The sequence below is a fragment of the Bacteroides muris (ex Afrizal et al. 2022) genome (assembly GCF_004793475.1).
GTDB lineage: Bacteria > Bacteroidota > Bacteroidia > Bacteroidales > Bacteroidaceae > Bacteroides > Bacteroides muris.
On sequence record NZ_SRYZ01000003.1, the window covers coordinates 28,332 to 50,655 of the forward strand.

21 protein-coding genes are annotated in these 22,324 nt (G+C 43.8%); 9 read left to right on the forward strand and 12 right to left on the reverse strand.

The features are described 5' to 3' along the window. The first annotated feature begins 199 nt into the window (after positions 1–199). The 5 genes from folB to E5355_RS02240 all read left to right on the forward strand — a co-directional run bounded on the left by folB (position 200) and on the right by E5355_RS02240 (position 6,980). On the forward strand, positions 200–565 hold the full coding sequence (folB, locus tag E5355_RS02220) for a dihydroneopterin aldolase (RefSeq protein WP_136009007.1): 366 nt from the start codon (positions 200–202) through the stop codon (positions 563–565). 285 nt (positions 566–850) lie between these two features. After that, positions 851–2,560, forward strand: coding sequence for a tetratricopeptide repeat protein (locus E5355_RS02225; RefSeq protein ID WP_168354258.1), 1,710 nt, complete (start codon positions 851–853; stop codon positions 2,558–2,560). Positions 2,561–2,955: 395 nt separating this feature from the next. Beyond that, positions 2,956–4,035, forward strand: coding sequence for a DNA cytosine methyltransferase (locus tag E5355_RS02230; protein WP_136009009.1), 1,080 nt, complete (start codon positions 2,956–2,958; stop codon positions 4,033–4,035). A 2-nt stretch (positions 4,036–4,037) separates the two neighbouring features. Beyond that, positions 4,038–5,075 carry a restriction endonuclease PLD domain-containing protein gene (locus E5355_RS02235; protein ID WP_136009010.1) on the forward strand — a complete coding sequence of 346 codons (1,038 nt, stop codon included), beginning with the start codon at positions 4,038–4,040 and terminating at the stop codon, positions 5,073–5,075. Positions 5,076–5,078: 3 nt separating this feature from the next. Next, the gene (locus tag E5355_RS02240; RefSeq protein WP_118408973.1) at positions 5,079–6,980 is read left to right on the forward strand and encodes a Z1 domain-containing protein; all 1,902 of its coding nucleotides are present in this window, start codon (positions 5,079–5,081) and stop codon (positions 6,978–6,980) included. Positions 6,981–7,045: 65 nt separating this feature from the next. Here the strand turns inward: E5355_RS02240 and mobV are convergent, their stop codons facing one another. The 5 genes from mobV to E5355_RS02270 all read right to left on the reverse strand — a co-directional run bounded on the left by mobV (position 7,046) and on the right by E5355_RS02270 (position 12,979). Then, a complete protein-coding gene (gene mobV, locus E5355_RS02245) occupies positions 7,046–8,353 on the reverse strand; it encodes a MobV family relaxase (protein ID WP_136009011.1) in 1,308 nt (435 codons plus the stop codon). A 267-nt stretch (positions 8,354–8,620) separates the two neighbouring features. Then, positions 8,621–9,592 (reverse strand): toprim domain-containing protein, encoded by a 972-nt coding sequence (locus E5355_RS02250; RefSeq protein WP_136009012.1) that lies wholly within the window; start codon positions 9,590–9,592, stop codon positions 8,621–8,623. Positions 9,593–9,843: 251 nt separating this feature from the next. Further along, on the reverse strand, positions 9,844–11,085 hold the full coding sequence (locus E5355_RS02260) for a primase-helicase family protein (protein WP_124076355.1): 1,242 nt from the start codon (positions 11,083–11,085) through the stop codon (positions 9,844–9,846). 277 nt (positions 11,086–11,362) lie between these two features. Beyond that, the gene (locus E5355_RS02265; protein WP_124076353.1) at positions 11,363–11,746 is read right to left on the reverse strand and encodes a hypothetical protein; all 384 of its coding nucleotides are present in this window, start codon (positions 11,744–11,746) and stop codon (positions 11,363–11,365) included. Positions 11,747–11,758: 12 nt separating this feature from the next. Continuing rightward, the gene (locus tag E5355_RS02270; protein ID WP_124076351.1) at positions 11,759–12,979 is read right to left on the reverse strand and encodes a site-specific integrase; all 1,221 of its coding nucleotides are present in this window, start codon (positions 12,977–12,979) and stop codon (positions 11,759–11,761) included. A gap of 264 nt (positions 12,980–13,243) precedes the next feature. Here E5355_RS02270 and E5355_RS02275 point away from each other — a divergent pair, with 264 nt between their 5' ends. Then, positions 13,244–13,852 (forward strand): hypothetical protein, encoded by a 609-nt coding sequence (locus E5355_RS02275; protein WP_136009013.1) that lies wholly within the window; start codon positions 13,244–13,246, stop codon positions 13,850–13,852. A 55-nt stretch (positions 13,853–13,907) separates the two neighbouring features. Continuing rightward, positions 13,908–14,603, forward strand: a complete 696-nt coding sequence (locus E5355_RS02280; protein WP_136009014.1) for a porin family protein — start codon at positions 13,908–13,910, stop codon at positions 14,601–14,603. A 193-nt stretch (positions 14,604–14,796) separates the two neighbouring features. Here E5355_RS02280 and E5355_RS02285 read toward each other — a convergent pair whose 3' ends face one another. The 4 genes from E5355_RS02285 to mtaB all read right to left on the reverse strand — a co-directional run bounded on the left by E5355_RS02285 (position 14,797) and on the right by mtaB (position 18,788). Further along, entirely contained in the window at positions 14,797–15,315 is a 519-nt protein-coding gene (locus tag E5355_RS02285) for a methylglyoxal synthase (protein WP_136009015.1), read from the reverse strand. A 203-nt stretch (positions 15,316–15,518) separates the two neighbouring features. After that, entirely contained in the window at positions 15,519–16,535 is a 1,017-nt protein-coding gene (locus E5355_RS02290; RefSeq protein WP_136009016.1) for a glycosyltransferase family 2 protein, read from the reverse strand. Continuing rightward, positions 16,528–17,427 (reverse strand): lysophospholipid acyltransferase family protein, encoded by a 900-nt coding sequence (locus tag E5355_RS02295; protein WP_136009017.1) that lies wholly within the window; start codon positions 17,425–17,427, stop codon positions 16,528–16,530. Before E5355_RS02295 ends, E5355_RS02290 begins: the two co-directional genes overlap by 8 nt. Positions 17,428–17,471: 44 nt before the next feature. Further along, the gene (gene mtaB, locus E5355_RS02300; protein WP_136009018.1) at positions 17,472–18,788 is read right to left on the reverse strand and encodes a tRNA (N(6)-L-threonylcarbamoyladenosine(37)-C(2))-methylthiotransferase MtaB; all 1,317 of its coding nucleotides are present in this window, start codon (positions 18,786–18,788) and stop codon (positions 17,472–17,474) included. A gap of 85 nt (positions 18,789–18,873) precedes the next feature. Here mtaB and E5355_RS02305 point away from each other — a divergent pair, with 85 nt between their 5' ends. Both E5355_RS02305 and E5355_RS02310 read left to right on the forward strand, forming a co-directional pair. Continuing rightward, a complete protein-coding gene (locus E5355_RS02305; RefSeq protein WP_136009019.1) occupies positions 18,874–20,547 on the forward strand; it encodes a long-chain fatty acid--CoA ligase in 1,674 nt (557 codons plus the stop codon). A 157-nt stretch (positions 20,548–20,704) separates the two neighbouring features. Continuing rightward, on the forward strand, positions 20,705–20,917 hold the full coding sequence (locus tag E5355_RS02310) for a hypothetical protein (RefSeq protein WP_136009020.1): 213 nt from the start codon (positions 20,705–20,707) through the stop codon (positions 20,915–20,917). A gap of 268 nt (positions 20,918–21,185) precedes the next feature. Here E5355_RS02310 and rplI read toward each other — a convergent pair whose 3' ends face one another. The 3 genes from rplI to rpsF are packed head-to-tail and all read right to left on the reverse strand — an operon-like array spanning position 21,186 to position 22,267. After that, positions 21,186–21,632 carry a 50S ribosomal protein L9 gene (gene rplI / locus E5355_RS02315; protein ID WP_136009021.1) on the reverse strand — a complete coding sequence of 149 codons (447 nt, stop codon included), beginning with the start codon at positions 21,630–21,632 and terminating at the stop codon, positions 21,186–21,188. 15 nt (positions 21,633–21,647) lie between these two features. Beyond that, the gene (rpsR, locus tag E5355_RS02320; protein ID WP_004288442.1) at positions 21,648–21,920 is read right to left on the reverse strand and encodes a 30S ribosomal protein S18; all 273 of its coding nucleotides are present in this window, start codon (positions 21,918–21,920) and stop codon (positions 21,648–21,650) included. A 2-nt stretch (positions 21,921–21,922) separates the two neighbouring features. Beyond that, positions 21,923–22,267, reverse strand: coding sequence for a 30S ribosomal protein S6 (gene rpsF / locus E5355_RS02325; RefSeq protein WP_005657357.1), 345 nt, complete (start codon positions 22,265–22,267; stop codon positions 21,923–21,925). Positions 22,268–22,324 lie beyond the last annotated feature (57 nt).

Here is a 22,324-nt window from a genome sequence, read left to right on the forward strand (position 1 = left end):
ACTCAAAACATGAAGAAGCGGCGGAAAGCATAATAACTTTCCTCCGCTTCTTCATGTTCCATTATATGCTCCAAGAAACAATTCCTCCGCATTTTTGTGTCCTGCAGAATACAATTCACACAAAAAGCTACAACAATCGGATTCTGATTTGCCCGTCCCACAAAATATCAGTAAGTTTGCAGCAAACAATCCATAAGCGATGACCAGTTACATTTTTCTCGACAACCTCCGCTTCTTCGCCCATCACGGGGTGGCCCGACAAGAGACTTTGGTGGGCAACGAGTTTACCGTCAGCCTGCGCCTGCAAGTCGACATCCGGCGTGCGGCAGAGACGGACGACGTAGCCAACACCGTGAGCTATGCAGATGTGCATGAGGCCGTGAAAGCAGAAATGGACATTCCTTCCCAACTGTTGGAACATGTATGCGGGCGAATCACGAACCGACTGTTCCGCGACTTCCCGCAGATAGAGGAAATAACCCTCAAGCTGGCAAAGCGCAATCCGCCGATGGGCGCGGACATAGAGACGGCAGGAGTGGAAATATGCCAACGCCGCGGAGAATGACACTTTGCAGAACCGTTTCATTCATTATTGATACACAGAGACTTCCCACTGCAAAGACACTGCATCCTTTTTGCAGTGGCGCTGCAAACGGTTTGCAGTGACGCTGCACATATATTTGCAGCAGTACTGCAACTGCTTTGCAGTGACGCTGCAACAGCTTTGCAGTGGCGCTGCAAAAGGCTTGCAGTGACTTTGCAGCAAGCGTGCAGCAACTTTCCGCCCATGAGTTACGGCCATTGACACAAATATTCCGTACCTTTGCCCCCCACTCTCAACAAGAAGTCAATGAGAAACGCTATACAACGCCTGGCATTGTTCCCCCTCGTCGCCCTGTTCCTGCTATCGGCTGCTTGCCACCGGACAGACGGACGGGCAGAAGCTTTATTGAGCAACGCCGACTCATTGCTGACAGCAAATCCCGACAGCGCCCTGCGGCTGCTGGAGGCACTGCCTGCAACCATCGAACTTACACGTCGGGAGTCTGCCCGATACGCCCTGCTGCTGGCACAAGCCACGGACAAATGCGAAAAACCACTGCTTCCCTGCGACTCGTTGCTGGATGTGGCACTGGATTATTATGACGATGACGAACGCGAACGGGCGGTGGCACTACTCTATAAAGGAAGGCTGGAAGTGGAAATGGAACAAAGCGAACGGGCCATCGGATTCTTGCTGGAAGGACTGGAAATCATTGAAAAGTTTCCGGAAGATGTAGAGACAAAAAGGCATCTGCTCAGCTCATTGGGGAACGAATATTATGATGCACAGCTGTATGAGAAAGCAAAAAAGGCATATAATGAATTGTACGAGTACTGCTTCACGGATAAGGATAAGGCAATAGCATTAAGCGGACTCGGTTCCTACTATTCTATAATTGAAAAAGAAGACTCTGCGCTTTTTTATAGAAAAAAGGCTTTAGATTATGCCCAAATATCAGGTGATTCCACCATCATTGAAATGTATGCAAGCAGTCTGAGTAGAGAATACTGTTGGAAAGAAAAATATGACACGGCGCTGTACTATGCTAAAATATCCCTGCAATGGCTTCCTAAAAATGCAAAAAGATATATACACTATAGCAATATAGGAAACATTTTCTATTATAAAGACAACTTGGATTCTGCTGTATATTATATGAACAAGAGTCTGGAGGATAGCATATATTTTAAATCAAAACAAAAAGCAAGCATTCTATTTGATTTAGCTAATATAAAAGAAGAGCAAAAAGACTATCAAGCAACAGTCGAACTACTGTATCAATTCATAGAGATTGCAGACTCCACTTACTTCAGTGAACAATCCACCAAAATACAACAACTAATTCATCAATACGACATCAAGCGAAAGGTTGACCAAGAACAAAGGAGAAGCAAGTATCTGTTGAAAAACGTAATCGGAATCTTCCTTATTCTCTGCCTTGTCCTTATTGTGTTTTTCCAATATCGCATCAATAAACGAGACAAGCAACGAGCCATCAACGAACAAAAATTAGCGCAAGCCCAAGAGAAATACAACAACCTGAGGTATTCCATCAACGAAAGCCAGCGCATCATCACTCTGCTGCGGAAAGAACAATCCGACTTCTCGCAAGAGGCAGAAAAGTACAGACAAGAAATAACCGAACGGGAAACCGCCATCGAAAGACTGAAAACAGAAAAGGAAGGCCTGCGCACTTGGCTGTTCAAGCAAAGCAGTATCTATCAAAAAGTAGAAAAGCTCTCCAAACAAAAAGTAACCAATAAAAAAGAACTAACCGTGCTGACAAACCACGAACAGAAAGTTCTCAAAGAAGTTGTCATGGAACTTTATGCCGACTATATATCTGATACAAAAAACCAATATCCTCTACTGACAGACGAAGACTTGCTCTGCCTCTGTTTAGAGAAAGTCGGCTTCTCCAATCAAACCATCGCCCTTTGCTTCGGCAATACCGACGCACATGTAGTAGCCCAAAGAAAATACCGCATGAAAGAGCGCATGAAAGAAAGCAAATAATCCAATTGTGACTTATCAAAACCGTATCACACTATAAATCTGCATATTGCATTTTTATAGTGTGATTCTTTTTATGCCTCCATTCCATCATTATCCTCTAACTTTGCCGCTGTTAAACCAATAAAAATTAAAAGGAATGAAAGCAAAGTTTTTCAGTAATTCTGGAAAACTTCTGTTAGTGCCTTATACAAAGAACTTTGGGAGAATTACCCGTCTTTGAGGTAATGACTTGGCAACTGTACTATTTGCAATGCTTTGTCTTGATTTGCGTTTTAAGCAACTCATTTCATATGCAAAAGTACTTCTTTTTCTCGAAACATCCAATAAAATTATGTATCTTTGCAAATTGATTTGTATATGGCGTATTTGAAATACATATAAAAAAGAACAAGAAAATGGCAAATATAATATCTCTATTCTCAGGCTGTGGTGGATTGGATTTAGGTTTCGAGCAGGTTGGGGATTATACTACTGTGTGGGCAAATGATTTTAAGCATGAAGCTTGTGTGACTTTTAGAAATCATTTTGGGGATATTATAGTTGAAGGGGATATAGAACAAATTGACCCATATAATAATCCTACTATACCAGACTGTGATTTGATCTTAGGTGGATTCCCATGCCAAGACTTTAGTATCATATGGAAACAGCCAGGTTTGAATGGAGAACGTGGTAATTTATACAAGAGTTTTTTGCGTTTTGTGGATGCAAAGAAACCAAAGGCTTTTGTTGCCGAAAATGTCAAGGGCATTTTAACTGCGAATAAGAAAAAAGCAATAGAGCAAATAATTAAAGACTTTCAAGATATTGAGCCTGGTTATATAGTAAAGCCACGTCTTTATAATTTTGCAGAATATGGAGTTCCAGAATACAGAGAACGTGTCTTAATTGTCGGCATTAGAGTTGATACAGGATTTAATTTTGAACATCCAAAGCCTACTCATGGAGCAACGGAAGGACTAAAACCATTAGTAACTGTAGGGGATGCTTTTAAGGGCGTTGAAGATGTTGATGCAAATAATGAACCTATTCGTTGTACAGAAAGGACAAAAAAGATTATCAGTCTAATTTCCGAAGGTGGTAATTTTACTGATATACCACAAGATAGCCCATACTATGTAAAAGGCATGATTAGCCATGTTTATAGGCGCGTGCATTTGGGAGAACCATCAAAAACTATAATTGCTGCTGGTGGCGGGGGAACTTGGGGATATCATTATCCAGAGAACAGACCACTAACCAATAGAGAACGCGCAAGAATACAGTCATTTCCTGATGACTTTGTTTTTTATGGAAACACAACTGAGGTTCGTAGACAAATAGGAAATGCAGTACCTCCTGTTGGCGTTCATGCAATAGCAGAAGCTCTTAAACCTCTTTTTTTAGGGGAATATGAAAGGGGTGATTTAGAGAGAGAATTAGAAACTTTGAGAAATATGTCATTCAGTGAAAGATATCAATTAATACTACAATAGTGATGGACTTACTTTTAACTAAAAATCCTATCATTAATTCGTTACATGCTAATTGTATTAATGATTATACCTCAAAATATTTTGAGACTGCTACTCAATTGAATATAGCAACAGGTTTCATATCTAATGAATCCATTGCCGAATTAAGGCGATTGATTGAATATAGAAAACATACATTGAATCTGTCGTTATTTATTGGTATGAATTACATTGATGGTTTTACCAAATTGCAATATGATGCAGTTAAAGAACTTGGAGAAAAGCTAATAAAGAATGACTTGGGTAATGTGTATGTTTCCCCTAAAGCAATGTTTCATGGTAAAATGTATTCTTTCTTAAAAGATGGTGAATGTTTAGGTGCTTTTGTTGGTTCGTCAAATTTGGGCAGTTTTATTGGAACATCTCAAAATCTAATAGAATCAGACGTGTTTTTTGAGGCTGACAGTGGTATGGGCATTCATAACAGAATAATAGAGATAACCAACATTTTAGGAGAATCAATATCTGATGCTAAACCAATAGAAAATTTTAAAGAACCTACAACTGCACTATTGGATGGTTTTGAGTATGTAGAAAAATTGAATAGAGAAGAAACAGCACAGTGCCTATTGAAAGGTTCTCAGAATGTAGTGAGAATTCCTTTGAAAACTGAAGATAAATCCAATCTTAACGCATATTTTGGAGCAGGAAAAGTGAAGGGTAGATTCAGTAGAAGAGATTATTATGAAGTTGAAATAATTATTAGCACTAAGATTCCAAATCGCTCGCTTCTGCCAAATAAAGAAGATGGAAATTTCACCGTTATAACAAATGATGGTTATAAATTTGAATGTGCTCGTCAAGGAGATTATGGAAAAAATTTCCGCTCTGCTCACGATTTGAAAATATTGGGTCGATGGATAAAAGGACAAATGGAGAATGCTGGTGCTCTCAAATTAGGAGATAAGGTAACAGAAGAAACTTTAAGAAAGTTCGGTAAAAGTTCTTTGGTCCTAACTCAATCTGTAGATAAAGATTTTTGGATTTTAACTCTTGAGTAAAATATGACTTATCTCGAAACATATACAAGTTCTCTGAATAATTCATCGCTATCAGATTCTATTACGACTACAGCCAAATCTGTTGTAAGTAATATAGAAAGCAGATTCGATTTTACAGAGCCATTAACTGGATTGTTATTGGGTAATGTACAAAGTGGGAAAACAGGTCAAATGTTGGGTGTAATTTCTCATTTAGCAGATAAAGGTTATCGTATATTTCTACTTCTGACAACAGATAACATTGATTTGCAGAGACAAACGTATAATAGAGTAAAGAGTGCTTTGACATCATTTACTGTACTATCAGAAAGTGATGTTGTATTATTTAATCCACATAATCTCATTAAGCCAATAGTCATTGTCCTTAAAAAGAACGCAAGTGTATTACGGAAATGGGGGAATCTATTAATGACATATCAACTTAATACAGGGTTGTGTTTAACAATATTTGATGATGAAGCAGATGCAGCAAGTTTAAATACTTTAGTAAACAGAAACAGAACAAGTACCATAAATAAACATTTGCAAAAAATAAAAGACACCGCTTCGTCTTCACTGTATTTAGAAGTTACAGCTACGCCACAATCAATTATATTACAAACTGTAATGTCTGGTTGGAAACCTGCATTCATTAATTATTTTAAACCTGGCAAAGATTATTTGGGTGGAAATTTCTTTTACTCAAATCCGACCTCGTATTGCATAAGATTCACATCTGAGAATGAATTAGACGAAATTAGCGAAGATGGGGATATTTTATGTCCAGAAGGCTTGAGAAAAGGTATAGTTTCTTTCTTAGTCGTATGTGCGTATAAGAAAATCAAAGGTGAAACTAATTGCAACTTTATGATTCATCCTAGTGTACGAATATCCATTCATAAGAAATTTGTGGAATGCGTGCAAGAGTATTTGAATTTATTACAACAATCTACCTCAGATAAGGGATTCCTTGAGCAGTTAAAAGAAACATGGACTGATTTACAACAAACAAAACCAGATTTACCACATTATGACGATATATATGAGCAAATTGTTGAGATTTTAGATAATACGCTGATTTGTGTCATCCCTCTCAACTCTAAAAGTTTTATCTGTAGAGATTCTAACAATCCAGACGCATTAGATTTATCAAAAGGATTCAATATCGTTGTTGGAGGTAATACTTTAGGACGTGGAATCACATTTCCTCATTTACAGACCGTGTATTATTGTCGTTCATCCAAAATGCCACAAGCTGATACATTTTGGCAGCATTCGAGAATTTTTGGGTATGATAGAGAAAAAGAATTAGTTAGAATTTATATACCAAGAACATTACATTCTTTATTTGTTTCATTGAATGAAGCTAATGAAATTCTAATCAAGCAAATAGAAAACGGGATAGAAAACATACAAGTTATTTATCCAAATGGAATAAAGCCTACAAGAAAGAATGTACTTGATAACCAGTATTTAAACATGATAGTGGGAGGTGCTAATATGTTTGCTAACAATCCCATATCTCAATACACTAAAGATATTGATAGTATAGTGGAGCAATATATTAACACAGAATATTCAGATGTTTCAGCAGAAATACTAATCAAAATATTAAAACTGACAGGCAGTTCAGTGCATTCGGATTTTGATAGCAACAAATATATTGCTTGTATCAAAGCCCTTCAAGAAAAACGACCAACGATAAAGTACCGTCTAATTGTTAGAACTAATCGTGACATAAGTAAAGGTACAGGAACTTTGTTATCCCCTACTGACAGACGGTTAGGAGATAGCTTTAAAAACGATATAACATTGACTATTTATCGTGTAAATGGTTCTACTGATAAAGGATGGGATGGTTCTCCTCTTTGGATTCCTAATATAAAATTTCCAGACGGTATATGTTTTTATAACATTGATGAGTAATAACTTTTAGAAAAAATCGCCCTTGCAATATATACTATGGTAAGGGCGATTTTATTATATCTGATTTACAGTTTAATACTCCGATTTTGTTTTCTTTTTGGCACACTCAGAGCTTCCATAAACTCTTCTTTCTTTCGTCTGAACCAATTGATGTGTGAAACACCGTCTATGTTGAGTTCAAATCTTCCCTCTGTGTCCTGTTTGAGAGAGCAAACCGTACCGTTTGCTTTGAAGTGCTGGTTAAATTCACGAGAATAGAGTTCACCTTTTATTCCGACCTCCTTGAACTCGCACAGTCTTCTGATTATTCTGTCATTGAAGCCCAAACGTTCACGTAGGAAGTTTACCACGGGCATCAGCTTCTCCACATACGGGAAATAGCGTCTGACAAAATCCGTAAACTCCGACAGCTTGCGGTGCTGTTGCTCGTAAGCGTTTCTTATCTCCTGTATCTGTTCGGCTTGTTGCCGTTCCCGTTGTCGGGCTTCGTCTTCAAGTTCAAGGATGCGGTCTTGCAAGTCCTCGTTCCTGCGTTCCAACGATTTCATTCTTCCACTTCCGAAAAGAGAACCCACACTGCTTGCAAGGGCGGTTGCCGTATCGGTGGCTGCACATTTGAGCTTGTCAGTACGGATTTCTGCTTTTACCTGTCTCAATTCCTCCTGCGCTTCGGTCTTCTTTTCCTGCAACAGTCTGGTTTCGGTTTCGAGGACTTCATTCTTCTTTTTCAAGTCCCTATAATACTGCATGGTGGTGGTGTGCCGTGCTTCCGAACCCCGTACCCCACGCTGCAATCCGTATTTCGCCATCACCCTTGCGTAATTGTCGTGGTAGGCGACCAAGGTCTGGCGGTTGAACAGGTCATCGGCACACAAACGGACGGAATTTGTTTTCTTGCGGTACTTGCGCTTACCGTCCGTCTGCTCTTTCTTGGCTTTGCGCCTTTCACCCGTCACGATGGGAACAACGGCTGCATGTATGTGCGGAGTCTTCTCGTCCATGTGCAGATGTGCGGCAACCACATTGTCTTTGCCGAATGTGGCTTGCAGCCATTGGATGCTGTCGCTGCACCATTCATCGAGTTCTCCTTTTTCCTGTATGTTCATCATGTCCTCGTGCGTACCCGACAAGACCACCCGAACGACACGGACTTGGTCGTGTGTGATTTTCCGTCTGATGCCTGCCGTGTTCAGCCTGTGGGCAATCGCTTCATCCCTGCCGTGAACGCCATCGGGGTATTCGACAAGTACCCTGTTCAGATGCGTTCTTGTCGGGTCTGCGTTTTTAGGTATTATCTTTCTCTCTATATGGTCGGACTGCGTGGTGTCCGATGTACCCTTTGCTTTCTTTATGTCTAATGAAAAATATCCCATATTATTCCTATTTTTGCGGTTATCGTTATGTTTCTTCTCTCTGCCTGTGACATCGGCTCACAGGGTTTATTATGCAAATGACCCATTGCTGCACTCGGCATAATCCAAACGAGTTTGGCTTCTGCTCTCGTTTGCACAGGGTTTACAAAGGGATTTCCCTTTGGCTCGATAGGGTGTTTTTAGCGTTACGGAGTAATGCGTGAAGAAAACGCCCTATTGAGCTATGGTATTTCTGTCTAAATACCTTTGGGAAAGCGAACATGTTTATTACAGATGAAATCCCCCTTTCTTTTTCGGTGGCTGCATCATCCGCCTTGCGGATTGGACTTGCTTCTTCTCCTTTATCGGCTCTGCCGATTGGGACAAGGGCTTACCGCACAGGTAGTCGTTCAAGTCCTTATACTCACGATAGTACATTGACTTGTCAAGCAGCCGTTCCCCAAACTTCTCTTTCAGCTTCTTGCAGGTGTTCCGTCCTGCCGTGTCGTTGTCAAGGAAACAGCCGACTTGGGTGTAGGTCTCCAATATGCTTTCCGCTTTTGCAAGATTGGAAACGGAGTTCAATATGACATAGTCCTGTGTGTCCAATCGCGGGTGTTGCGGATTGTTTCCCACTCGGATGGTAAGGAATGAAAGGTAATCCATGAACCCCTCGAACAGGTAACACATACATCGTTGTCCGCCCTGCTGTCGGATATGGGTGATGTCTTTCGGGGCGACACATCCCTTGAAGTATCTGTTGCGCACTTCATATCCTCCTGCCATGTTCGGAAAGCCGATGGCAAAATAGGGTTTGTCGGCATTCATAAACCGAAGCTCCCTGCATTCTCTTTTGGCAAGTCCGATGTTTATTCCCCTTTCTTGCAGATAGGCTATAAGAGCAGGAGAGGACAACTCACCAACCCTTAATCCCTGATAAGGCTGATTGTCGGAATGCTGTCTGCCAAAAGAGAACGATGCAGGGCGGATGTATGCTGTCCGCTCCTCTATGCGTTTCAGCAGATAGGCTACATCTTCCGAATGGTAGAGTTCCGCTGCCAATGCAATGATATTACCGCCTTTGCCACTGCCGAAGTCGTACCATTTTTCAAGCTCGGTGTTTACCTTGAACGATGCGTCCGTTTCTTCCCGTAACGGTGATTTGTACCACTGGTTCCTGCCTTGTTGCTTTACAGGCGTATAGCCCAGACTTTGCAGATAGTCTGCCAGTTTGATTTGCTTTACATCTTGGATTGTCATATTACATACGGTTTTGAAGTTGATGAAAATTTGTTGATTTGATGAACTGTTGATGTAATATGTTTATATACAGACCTGTAAACTTTCAACATCTTCTCAACAAACCGCTCGCCAAAAGAGAAATCCACAAACGGGTATCGGTGGTCTCTCAACTTCTCTTTTGGCTTGTTGAGATTTTGTTGAGAATGTATATCGTTTATTGTCATTGTATTTATACCCATATTCAACAATTCAACAGAAAAATGATAGTATTACAGGGATTCGAGTTGCTCCCTTGTGACGGTGTAGAAGCGTCCCACCCTCTTTATCGGCTCATAGTGACAACTTCTGTTGTAATTGCCCTGATAGGTGGTGTAGGTAAGCCCGTTTGGTGCAGGTGTCAGTTTCCAGCACTCCTGCACCACCTTACGCACTTGGTGCTTTTCCGCCTTTACCTGCGAGTGTACCAGCAGTACGACAAGGTCGTTAAGGCAGAATGAAACGCTATCCACATCCATTGCAACCATAATGTCAAGCAGCAGTTCCGACATCTCTATCTCCAGCCGGTTGCGGTTGCTACGGATAATCTTCTGCAAGGCTTCTGTATGCAGCAATGTGGGGTTGAACCACATCCGGCTTTCCTTTTCGGTGGATAGCTGTCTGTGTTGCAGGAAATGAAGAAAGGCGGGTATCTCCGCTTTCAGCTTTTGCAGGAAGTCGGTATCATCGGACTGCAAGCGGTCTATCTTGCGCACCCAATAGCGTGTTTCCCCTGCGTCTATGATTACGGGTAGATACTCGTTGTTGGAACACAGCACGAATTTGGCGAAGAACGCAATCTCGTCACGGTCTTTGCCTTTGGCTTCCACCTTATAGGAAAGTGTGGTGCTGAGGTTCTTCAACCGCTCGCTATCCTCCCTGCGGTTGAGCAGCACCTCATCCACCACGATAAGCAACTTGCCAGCCCAGTCGGAATTGAATTGGCTGCGGAAATCCTCGTTGGTGTTGAAAGTCACATTGTTCTGAAAAAGGGCTTTCAGAAAGTTTAGGAAGGTGCTTTTGCCCGTGTTGCGTTCTTCCGACACCAACAGCAGGATAGGCAACTTCTGAATCGGTTGCAGGTAGAGCAGTTGCAGATAGTCCATCCCCAACTCGTACTGTTCCCCGAAGATGTGCCGTACCAAAGATTGGATATGCGATAAATCGCCCTCCTGCGGTCGGTGGTCTATCGGTTCGTAGAGGTTAAGGAACTTGCCGACCACGGAACGGTAGCCGATGTGTTCGGGTACGGTGCAGAAGCCGTCATACTTGGGAACGCTGCCGATGTAATCCTTGCCGTAATCCTGTCGCAGGGTCTCGTTGTTCCATGCGATGCGTTTCTTCATATACCCTCCGTTCAGTCTCGGTTGCTCCACAATCTTGTAGAGCGTTGTCCCGACACGGATAAATTCTTCCTTTGCCATGCCGCCATCCGATGGCGGTCTGTGGCTGTCCTGTTGTTCGATAGCTGACATAATCAAATGGTTTTAAGTTTGAAAATTACCAGCTGCAAAAATATAATCAATTATCGGATAGGTTGTTATGCAAAATACAGCAGAATGGTGACAAATAGCCCCCGAAACAAAAACTTTCAATGGTTTGGGGCAGGAAACGGGTTGTGCAAACGGAAAAACTCCCGAAAAGCGAATGTCGGATTACGCTTTTCGGGAGAAAAAATCAGAGCGTCTGTCGTTCTGTCGTACTGACTTAATGAATTACTGACTTACCGAGTGAATTATGTCAGGCATTCAGCTACGAGAAGTATTCGGATTTGGATATACCGTTGGTATTCAGCGAGAAGAAGATGCTTGTTTTCTCTTTTCGCAGGTACAGTCTTTCAAGAATGGCATTGCGTACCCTTTCCGCTCCGAATGTGCCGATATGGAAAGCGAGGGCAACTATCGCTTCAAGGTTGTAAACCTCCATACAGCAATTATCGGATACCCGTATGCTTCGCCTTATCCCGTATTCCCTTAAAACTCCGCTCTTGCAAAGAGCCTTCAGCCCTGCACGGAATGTCGGGGCAGTTACTCCGAACAGGTCGCAAAGTTCCCATTCGCTCATGGCGGTTGCGCTAATGTCGGTCGGCATGATGATGTTGCCGTTACCGTCTGTTGTTATGATGCTTCGTTTCATGGCTATGCTTGGTTATGGAGTTACACTTCCGAACGATGCGTTCAGCTTGTTGCCGAACATCGTCAGGTCATTGTCAAGTTTCTGCGTGGTTATCTTCGCATAGATTTGAGTCGTGACAATGTTCGTGTGTCCCAGAACACGGCTCACGCTTTCAATGGGCATCCCCTTGCTAAGAGCCAGTGTTCCAAACGTATGACGAGCGCAATGGTAGGAGATTTGCTTCTCTATTCCGCATTCCGCCATTACCTTTTTCAGCTGTTTGCACATCGTCCAATAGTTGATTTTCCCGAAAACCAGCTTGTCTTCCGACAGATACTTGTACCGTTCGATTATCTGCAAGGGAATATCCAGCAGCTTCACTTGGAACGGGACATTTGTCTTGTGCCGTTTCGACAATATCCATTTCTCACCATTCACCTCCACTATTTCATCCGTTGTGAGTTCTTTCATATCCACGAAAGACAAGGCGGTGAAACAGGCGAAAATAAACAGATCCCGCACCAATGCGAGGGTGGGGTTGTCAAACTCGTGCGCCATGATTCTTTTGATTTCGTCCTCTGTCAGATACTCCCGTTCCTTAACATTCGGGCTGATATGGAACTGCGCAAACGGATTTCTCGGTATCAGTCCGTTATAGTGCGCACGCATGACCACCCCTTTCAGCCACATGCAGTTCAGCCAGATGGTGGCGTTTTTCAGTCCCCGTTCAGCCGTAAGATAAGCCGCAAACTCCTTGATGAAGTCGGGTGTAAGTTCCAGCATGGACATATCCGTCCGTCTGTAGGATGACTTGATAAAGGCTGCGACATAGTTCCTTGCCCTTACCATGACCTTGTACGTGCCGATGCTGCGGTCTTTACCGACACGTTTCAGGAAGTTGGCGCAATCCTTGTCAAAAGCCTTTATCAGTGTCTCATACTCGCTTCCTACCCCTTGGTAGGCATTGCGCACCATTTCAGCCGTTACGTATGCCTCTCGGTCGGATATGCGCTGATAGTGCTTGATGATTTGCGCCTTGATGTTGTCCAATGCCAGATTGATGTTCCGTGCTTCGGCACTCTTGCCTTTGGCTCGGTTGCCTTTCGCATCCCAAAGGGTTTTCGGGATGGTCTGCTTGCAACTGAACTGCGCCACAGTACCGTTGATTGTCACTCGTCCCATGATGGGGACAATACCGTCTTTCTCCTTGCTGCCGTTCACGTAGAACAGCACTTTGAATGTACTTCTTGCCATACTCGTTTTTTTTGTTTGCAAAGTTAAATATCAACGAGTTAGACCTTGATACGCAAATCGGTGACAAACGGTGCAATAGCATCTCCCATATGTTAAATCTTACTCTTTCACGGGTAATGATTTGCAAACCATTCTTCTTCTTAAATCCGCTCTTCTTTGCGTTTTCCGATTTTTCGGCTTGTCATCATTTGACACCGTAACAACTCTGATATTAAGTCGTTTAGCGTCATTTCTCCCATTTTTCGAGGTTATTCCAGAGATTTAATGTTACTTTTAGCAGCACTATTCATTTTACCAGTGAGTGAAGCTGCAATAACAAAAAAGAGAAAAATACCCCGATATAAGGAATCAGCATGTGGAGAACGTATAACGACCCGTACTCCCATAGACTATACTAATGAAGCAAGTGGAAAAAACATTCATGGCAAGCAAAAAACGACATACAGTGTAACTCTAAAACAGAATACAATGTTGAATATTCACATTGGATTCCAAAAGAAACTGTGGTATGGCTGGAGGAGAGATAATCATAGAGATGCCTATTACTACTTTGATGCATCTCCATTTCAGTATAATTATTGGCTGAAACCAAATGCAAAAGATGCTCCTCTACTTCAACAGGACATCACGTGTCCAGATATCTATTTCTTTGAAAATGAAGGCACAATAGATTATGAAAGTGGATATATTGTAGGTGGCAGCAAAGTGCTGACTGGAAAATTATATGTATGGACAGACTATACTGTAGAAACAAGCACAAAGCGCTACAAGCAAGTCGTAAAAAAATACAAAATGTTCCCAAATGAAGAAATGCCTATATGTGATAAGAACAAAGCCTACACTTTAGATTTCACATTGAATTATTTATGGTAAAAGACACTCCAAAAGAAGAAAGAAAAAAAAGAATAAAACAAAAACAAAGTTATTTATGAAAAAGAAGTATCTCATTATTACAGTTTTGTTCACCTGCTTCTGCCTGCTTCCAGCCTCTGCCCAACAAGTAAAATTCGGCATTGAAGCCGGCGGAAACTGGTCGCACTACAAAAACGATAAATCGAAAGCCGAACAAGTGGGAAGTATGGGAGGCGGTTTCCAATTGGGCGGAACCGTGGACTACGAGTTCAAACACCACTGGATGCTGATGTCTGGACTCACCTGGATGCAGACCCGAAGCAGCATGGAGCTGTTCAATGCCAGCGTACCTTTCTTCCCTGATACGGAAATAAAGATGAACCACTTGAACATCCCTATAAAAATAGGCTACAACATTCGTATCAGCAAAAGCCTCAGCCTGATACCCTACGTGGGCATCTATGGTTCCATCAACTTCAATGCAGGTAAGTGTGACGTAAAGAACCCTTATTATATGGGAGAAACCAATCATTGGAGACCTATGGACGGGTATTCATACATCGTGCCGACAGAAGCAGACATTCCGTATGAATATGAAGCTACCATAGACGCTTTCCGCCGTTGGAATTATGGCGCGGTGGGAGGCATGAAAGCAGTGATAGCAGGCAGATACACCGTTTCACTCCAATACTACGAATCCATAAAGAAAGTACAGAAACAGTGTAACCTACGCAACTACGGCTATCAGCTTAACGTAGGCTATCAATTCTGACACAAAAACTAAAGTCTATAAGAAAGTTGCACATACCCGACACAAGGGATGTGCAACTTTTATAATCGGTTTAAATTTATCAGCTTCAGCATCATTCACCTTATCTGTTTTTCGTCCAAACATCTTTCACCAGAAAACACTGTCAATCAGCCACTTCTTTGTAAAGGTGAAGGATATGAAGCACGATGAATGCCTATTTCTTCCGTTTCCGCTTCTTTGCCGATTCCACCGCTTCGGCCACCACCGGCTTATTCGCAAACCGTTTGGTATAGTTGCTATAATCGGGAACGGTACGTTCATAAGTCGGGTCGACAAACAACGGGCTGGAAATGATATGGTCTGCCGTACTGCGGTTGCAGCAGAACACGATGTTCTCCACACCGGCAAGGCGGGTCAGCGCCTTCACATCCGTATCGTGCGGCTGAAGGGTCATCGGGTCGGTAAAAAAGAAAAGATAGTCAATCTCTCCGTCCACAATGCGCGAACCCATCTGCTGGTCGCCACCCAAAGGACCGGATTTAAGGATAGTGAAATCCCATTCCACATCAGGATGTTTCTCCCGGAGCGCTGCGAGGATAAGGGTACCCGTCGTACCCGTACAATAGAATTTATGCCCCATCAGCAATTCCGAGTTCCACAGTACCCACTCGATGAGGTCTTTCTTCATGGCGTCGTGTGCCACTAATCCAATCTTTCTAACTAATTTTTCCATAAGCCAAAACCTTTAATTATTTAAGTTTCGCATGTCTTCGGCATGCTTTCAGTGAACAAGTTGACAAGGAGGGATAAACAGTCATCTTGCTTTTTAAAGTGATTACAAGGAAAAGCCTTGTATCCTTATTTACTTGTTCACTGAAAGCTAGTTCTTGAACTTGCGAAACTTGATTAATAAACAATTAGAAACGGCAACAGTTTTTATAATTGCGAAAAGAATTTCTTTCCATGCAGATAAAACTGCGCCAGGATGCTGCCTTTTGTCCGTTCGGGTATGGCGGCAAACGTAGTTTTTTCCAGATTCTCTTTGCGGGACGCTGTAAATGAGGCGCGGAGAGAACTGTAGGCACGGCGAGCACGAAGCACAGCCAAAGCATTGGGAAACTGGCCTTTCAGCATGAAACTGAGAGCTGCCGTATAGTCGAGTACCGCACGCACACGCATCACGGGAACCAAGTCCTCCTGCGGCAGATTCTTATAAAGCATTACAAGGTTATTACGGAAATTGAGGAAAGTCTTGCGCGGATTCTCCTTCTTCAAAGTGGCCCCTCCCACATGAAACACCACGCTCTGCGGTACGCATGCCAACTGCCTGCCGCGGGCACGAAGCCGCCAACATAAATCTATCTCCTCCATGTGGGCAAAAAAACGTCCGTCCAGTCCACCCGCTTCCCGGTAATCTGCCAGACGGATGAACAGAGCCGCCCCCGTAGCCCAGAAAATGGGTATCACCGTGTCGTATTGTCCCTTGTCCTCTTCTACCACGCCCATGATGCGGCCACGACAGAAGGGATAGCCATAGCGGTCGATGAAACCTCCCGCAGCTCCGGCATACTCAAACTGCCCCTTGTTACGCCAACTGCGTATCTTCGGCTGGCAAGCGGCCGTCTCCGGATGGGCATCCATATACCCTGCCAATGGGACAAGCCAGTGTTCGGTAACCTCCACATCGGAGTTGAGCAGCACTACATACTCTGCCTCCACCTGCTTCAATGCCAGGTTGTATCCGTCGGCAAAACCGTGGTTCTCTTCCAGCAGAATCAAGCGCACAGAAGGAAACTCGCGACGGAGCATTGCCACGGAAGCATCCGTGGAACCATTGTCCGCCACATACACCACAGCATCGTCCGCCTCCGAAAATCGGACTACAGAGGGAAGAAAAGAGCGGAGCATGTCGCATCCGTTCCAGTTCAGTATGACAACAGCAATCTTATCCATGTTGCACAGATTCTTTTCGTTTATTTTTCCAGCGTTTATGAGACCAGAACCAATAAGCCGGTTCGCGCCGGATGGTCTGCTCCAGACGACGGGCGAAGCACTCGGTTATCTCGCCATCCGCCGTCTGCTTGGGAGTTTCGGTAACCAGGTCGAAGAGCACTTTGCAATATCCCCTGGATGTCCGTTCCAATTCACAATAAAAGACGGGGAAGTCCATCAGCTTGGCAATGCGCTCGGCACCATCCATGAATACGGTGTCCTGATTCAAGAACGTAGTCCAGTAATGAGCCTCGTTGCGGCTGGGCGACTGGTCCGTAATCAGGCCGATGGCTATCCGCCTGCCTTCACGGCGAAGCTTTATCACTTCGCGTGCCGTGGAATGTTTCGCCACATTGTATCCTCCAAACCGGGCGCGGATATGCTTAAACATCTCGTCCAGATACTTATTGCTTAGCGGTTTGTACACCTGCACTGGGATATCGCCCGGGTGCATGATGGCTCCCATGCCTATAATCCACTCAAAATTGGCATAATGGGGAATCAACAGTACAATGCCTCCATGCTTCTCTATCATGGCAAGGTATTCTTCCTTATTATCATACTTCATCCGGCGGCAGAGCTCCTCGAAAGACATGCGCAGCATCTTCACCTCTTCCAGCATATAGTCGCAGATATAATGGTAGAACTTGCGCTCTATCTCCATCAACTCGGTTTCCGACTTCTCCGGAAAGGAATTGCGAAGGTTGCGGCGAACGACTTGCTTCCGATAATGCACGACGTGGCGCATCAGGAAGTACAGCCCGTCGGACAACGCATAAAGCGCCCGGAAAGGCAGAAGTGCCACAAGCCACATGCCCGCATAAGTCAGCCAATAGACAATTTTTGATTTCACTTCGTCAGTTAGTTATAAGTTATAAGTTGCAAAGGAGGCATTCCTCATTCTATTGTTCCCAAGAGTGCAGTGCCGCCGGCATTGAAATCGCCCAAGCGCACAGACACGAGCCGGTTATCCAATGCGGCATCATGGGGGACTTCCACACGGATATAATTGGGAGTGAAGCCGTGCATCGGCAGTCCGGGTTTGGGACGCTCCAGCAACACCGGCATAGTCTGCCCGATATGGCGCGCATAGAAAGCACGGATCTTTTCGTCCGAAAGCTCCAGCAATTGCTGGCTCCTGCGGTGCTTTTCTTCGGGTGCCACCACGTGGTCTATCTTCAAGGCCTGCGTGCCGGGACGCTCCGAATAGCTGAAGACATGAAGCTGCGTCACGTCCAGGCTCTTGATAAACTCATAAGCCTGCCCGAAATACTCCTCCGTCTCTCCACGGGTACCCACAATAACGTCCACCCCTATAAAGGAGTCGGGCATCACTTCCTTTATCTTCTTTATCTTCGAGGCAAACAAGGCGGTATCGTAACGGCGTCGCATCAGCTTCAGCACCTCGTCACTGCCCGACTGCAACGGTATATGGAAATGAGGCATGAAACGCCGGGAACGGGACACGTATTCTATGATTTCATCCGTCAGCAGATTCGGCTCGATAGAGGATATGCGGTAACGCTCAATGCCTTCCACATCGTCCAACGCTTTCACCAGGTCGAAGAAAGTCTCACCGGTAGATTTGCCGAAGTCTCCTATATTGACACCGGTCAATACTATTTCCTTTCCACCTTCGGCAGCTGCCCGGCTGGCCTGCTCCACCATAGAAGCAATGCTGCCGTTACGGCTACGTCCGCGGGCAAAGGGAATGGTGCAATAGGAACAATAATAATCGCAACCGTCCTGCACTTTCAGGAAGAAACGGGTACGGTCGCCACGCGAACAAGACGGGGCAAACGAACGTATATCCTTCAAAGCAGAAGTATAGGCCTCGCCGGTCTCGTGCTTCTGCAGATTACCCAAGTACTGGAGCAGGTCTTTCTTCTGCTCAGCTCCCAGCACCACGTCCACACCTTCTATCTTTGCCACCGTGTCCGGTTTCAACTGGGCATAGCAACCGGTCACCACGACAAACGCGCCCGGATGTTGCTTCACCAGCTTGTGGATGACCTGGCGGCACTTCTTGTCCGCCACTTCTGTCACCGAGCAGGTATTCACTACGCAAATATCCGCTTTCTCACCCTTGCGCGCCGTACGCACACCCGCTTCCCGCAAAATTCTACCGATAGTAGAGGTCTCCGAGAAGTTCAGTTTGCACCCCAACGTATAGTAAACCGCCGTCTTATCTTGAAATATATTGGTATCTATCATGAGCTTATAAACACATTTATGCTGCAAAGATATACATTATTAATCTATTTTCCCTACTTTTGCACACTCAACTAAAATTTGTGCAATGATACAAGAGAACTTTATCAAACTATACGAGCATAGTTTCCGCGAAAATTGGGAACTCCCCTGCTATACCAACTATGGAGAAAACGAGAGTTATACTTATGGCGAAGTGGCACAAGAAATTGCGAAACTGCACCTTCTCTTCAAACACTGCCAACTGCGCCGCGGTGACAAGATATCCATCATCGGCAAGAACAATGCACGCTGGTGTATCGCCTACATGGCTACCATTACATACGGCGGCATCGTAGTCCCCATCCTGCAAGATTTCAACCCCAATGACGTACATCATATTGTAAACCACTCCGAATCAACGTTCCTCTTTACCAGCGACACCATTTGGGAACATCTGGAAGAAGAACGCCTCACCGGCCTGCGTGGCGTATTCTCATTAAACGACTTCCGCTGTCTGTATCAGCGGGACGGAGAAACCATCCAGCGTTTCCTCAAGCATGTGGACGACGAAATGAAAGTAACCTACCCAAACGGTTTTCGTAAGGAAGACATCGCTTATGCAGACCTTTCCAACGACAAGGTCATGCTGTTGAATTATACCTCGGGTACTACCGGATTCAGCAAGGGAGTGATGCTGATGGGAAACAATCTGGCCGGCAACGTCACCTTTGGTATACGTACCGAGTTACTGAAAAAAGGGGATAAAGTGCTCTCTTTCCTGCCTCTGGCACATGCTTACGGCTGCGCTTTCGACTTCCTTACTGCTACTGCCGTCGGCACACACGTCACATTATTAGGAAAAGTGCCTTCCCCAAAAATCCTGATGAAAGCTTTTGAGGAAGTAAAACCCAACCTGATTATCACTGTACCCCTTGTCATTGAAAAGATATACAAGAACGTAATACAGCCCATCATCAACAAAAAGGCCATGAAATGGGCACTCAACATTCCCTTGCTCGACGGACAGATATACGGGCAAATCCGCAAGAAACTAATTGATGCACTGGGCGGACGTTTCAAGGAAGTTATCATAGGAGGGGCGGCGATGAATCCGGAAGTAGAAGAGTTTTTCCACCGCATCAAGTTCCCCTTCACCATTGGCTATGGCATGACCGAATGTGCTCCCCTCATCAGCTATGCTCCCTGGAATGAATTCGTCCCGACTTCTTCCGGACGGGTACTCGACATCATGGAAGCCCGTATTTACAAGGAAAACCCGGACGACAAACTCGGTGAAATACAAGTACGCGGCGAGAACGTAATGACCGGTTACTATAAGAACCCCGAAGCCACCAAAGAAGTCTTCACCGAAGACGGATGGCTTCGCACCGGCGACCTGGGCACACTGGACGCAAACAACAATCTTTATATCCGCGGACGCAGCAAGACCATGATTCTCAGTTCCAGCGGACAGAATATCTTTCCCGAAGAAATAGAAGCACGGCTCAACAACATGCCTTTCGTCCTGGAAAGTCTTGTTATCGAACGGAATAAAAGACTGGTAGCACTGGTCTATGCCGACTATGAAGCCTTGGATTCCTTAGGGTTGAACCAACCGGACAACCTCAAAACTATTATGGACGAGAATCTCAAAAATCTGAATAATAGCGTGGCAGCCTATGAAAAAGTAAGCCAAATCCAACTTTATCCGACAGAATTTGAGAAAACGCCTAAAAGAAGTATCAAGAGATATTTATACAACAGCATTGCCGAAGATTAATATGTTGTAAAACATGTAGATAGGGATGAAAACAGCCGAACCTCCAAAAAAAATATAAAAAAAGTTGGGGTTTCGAGAACAACATATCCAAAAAGTACATACCTTTGCAGCGTTTTAATAAAGCAACTGATTGTATTACGTTTTAAAAGTAAAGAAAATGAAAAAATTAGTTTTGATGGCTGCAGCTATCGTAGCAGTATCTTTCGCATCTTGTGGTAACAAAGCAGCTAATGCTGAACAAGCAACTGCAGATTCTATCCGTATCGCTGACTCAATCGCAGCTGTAGAAGCAGCAGCAGCTGAAGCAGCAGCAGCCGCAGCAGCAGCTGACACTGCAGCAGTAGATAGCGCAGCTGTTGTAGCTGAATAATGTCAGTTACAACACTCGAGAGAATTGAAAGTCTGACGTGCATAAAAGCACACCAGACTTTTTTTATGCCCTATACCCTCCTCGATTAACCTTGAGAATTATTCATTTCCGACCACAATTTCCCCATACAACCTATTTATCTAGCAGATTGATAAAACAGTATCTGCCATTGGCAAATTCTACAAATAGCAGCCAATTCAAACGAATAAAAATAAAAAGCCCGATTCCTGTAAGGAACCGGGCTTTCCATTAATTATAGCATACTTATTTATTCTTCTGCAACCACTTCAAAAGGAACTTCTACAGAAACTTCCTTGTGCAACTTAACGATAGCCTTGTAATTGCCAACTTCTTTCACAGCATCCTTCACAACGATAATCTTACGATCGATGCTGTGACCCAATTTAGCCAACTCTTCAGCAATCTGGATGTTACCAACAGAACCGAAGATAGTACCAGTAGAGCTAACCTTAGTAGCAATCTTCAATGATACGCCTTCCAACTTAGCAGCCAGTTCTTCAGCATCCTTTTTGATTTTTTCCAGCTTGTGAGCACGTTGTTTCAACTCTTCAGCCAACATTTTCTTTGCAGACGGAGAAGCAATGACAGCTTTACCAGTCGGAATGAGGTAGTTACGACCGTAACCAGACTTTACTGTTACGATGTCGTTCTTATAACCCAAGTTTACAATGTCTTCTTTCAATATAATTTCCATACTTTCCTCCTCCTATTATTTCATCATGTCAGTTACATAGGGCAGCAACGCCAAATGACGCGCTCTCTTCACAGCTTGAGCTACACGACGTTGGAACTTCAAAGAAGTACCGGTAATACGACGCGGAAGAATCTTTCCTTGCTCATTCAAGAATTTCTTCAAGAATTCAGGATCTTTGTAGTCAATGTACTTAATACCGCTCTTCTTAAAACGGCAGTATTTTTTCTTCTTAACGTCTACTGAGGGTGGAGTTAAATATCTGATTTCTGATTGAACTTGTTGTGCCATGATTAATCCTCCTTTTTAGTTGATTTAACACTTCTTCTCTTCGCAGCATATTCAGCAGCGTACTTATCTTGTTTGAAAGTCAAGAAACGGATAACGCGCTCGTCACGACGGAAGTTTATTTCCAATTTTTCAATAACAGTAGGTTCTGCATTGAACTCAATCAGCTGATAGAAACCGGTTGACTTCTTCTGGATAGGATATGCCAGCTTCTTCAGTCCCCAGTTTTCTTCATTTACAATCTCAGCACCTTCAGCAGTAAGGATGCCTTTGAATTTTTCTACCGCTTCCTTCATCTGAACATCAGACAAAACGGGAGTCAAAATGAAAACGGTTTCGTATTGATTCATACTCGTTTAATTAAATAAATAAATTATTCGTTTTAAAAATGCGGTGCAAAGGTAGAC

Excerpts from the sequence above, each read along its gene's own strand:
- E5355_RS02260 (WP_124076355.1), bottom strand. The coding sequence starts at position 11,085 with ATGTCAGCTATCGAACAACAGGACAGCCACAGACCGCCATCGGATGGC.
- mtaB (WP_136009018.1), bottom strand. The coding sequence starts at position 18,788 with ATGATAGATACCAATATATTTCAAGATAAGACGGCGGTTTACTATACG.
- E5355_RS02240 (WP_118408973.1), top strand. The coding sequence starts at position 5,079 with ATGACTTATCTCGAAACATATACAAGTTCTCTGAATAATTCATCGCTA.
- E5355_RS02275 (WP_136009013.1), top strand. The coding sequence starts at position 13,244 with ATGTTACTTTTAGCAGCACTATTCATTTTACCAGTGAGTGAAGCTGCA.
- mobV (WP_136009011.1), bottom strand. The coding sequence starts at position 8,353 with ATGGGATATTTTTCATTAGACATAAAGAAAGCAAAGGGTACATCGGAC.
- E5355_RS02305 (WP_136009019.1), top strand. The coding sequence starts at position 18,874 with ATGATACAAGAGAACTTTATCAAACTATACGAGCATAGTTTCCGCGAA.
- E5355_RS02235 (WP_136009010.1), top strand. The coding sequence starts at position 4,038 with ATGGACTTACTTTTAACTAAAAATCCTATCATTAATTCGTTACATGCT.
- E5355_RS02290 (WP_136009016.1), bottom strand. The coding sequence starts at position 16,535 with ATGGATAAGATTGCTGTTGTCATACTGAACTGGAACGGATGCGACATG.
- E5355_RS02280 (WP_136009014.1), top strand. The coding sequence starts at position 13,908 with ATGAAAAAGAAGTATCTCATTATTACAGTTTTGTTCACCTGCTTCTGC.
- rpsF (WP_005657357.1), bottom strand. The coding sequence starts at position 22,267 with ATGAATCAATACGAAACCGTTTTCATTTTGACTCCCGTTTTGTCTGAT.
- rplI (WP_136009021.1), bottom strand. The coding sequence starts at position 21,632 with ATGGAAATTATATTGAAAGAAGACATTGTAAACTTGGGTTATAAGAAC.
- E5355_RS02270 (WP_124076351.1), bottom strand. The coding sequence starts at position 12,979 with ATGGCAAGAAGTACATTCAAAGTGCTGTTCTACGTGAACGGCAGCAAG.
- E5355_RS02310 (WP_136009020.1), top strand. The coding sequence starts at position 20,705 with ATGAAAAAATTAGTTTTGATGGCTGCAGCTATCGTAGCAGTATCTTTC.
- E5355_RS02250 (WP_136009012.1), bottom strand. The coding sequence starts at position 9,592 with ATGACAATCCAAGATGTAAAGCAAATCAAACTGGCAGACTATCTGCAA.
- E5355_RS02285 (WP_136009015.1), bottom strand. The coding sequence starts at position 15,315 with ATGGAAAAATTAGTTAGAAAGATTGGATTAGTGGCACACGACGCCATG.
- E5355_RS02230 (WP_136009009.1), top strand. The coding sequence starts at position 2,956 with ATGGCAAATATAATATCTCTATTCTCAGGCTGTGGTGGATTGGATTTA.
- E5355_RS02225 (WP_168354258.1), top strand. The coding sequence starts at position 851 with ATGAGAAACGCTATACAACGCCTGGCATTGTTCCCCCTCGTCGCCCTG.
- folB (WP_136009007.1), top strand. The coding sequence starts at position 200 with ATGACCAGTTACATTTTTCTCGACAACCTCCGCTTCTTCGCCCATCAC.
- rpsR (WP_004288442.1), bottom strand. The coding sequence starts at position 21,920 with ATGGCACAACAAGTTCAATCAGAAATCAGATATTTAACTCCACCCTCA.
- E5355_RS02265 (WP_124076353.1), bottom strand. The coding sequence starts at position 11,746 with ATGAAACGAAGCATCATAACAACAGACGGTAACGGCAACATCATCATG.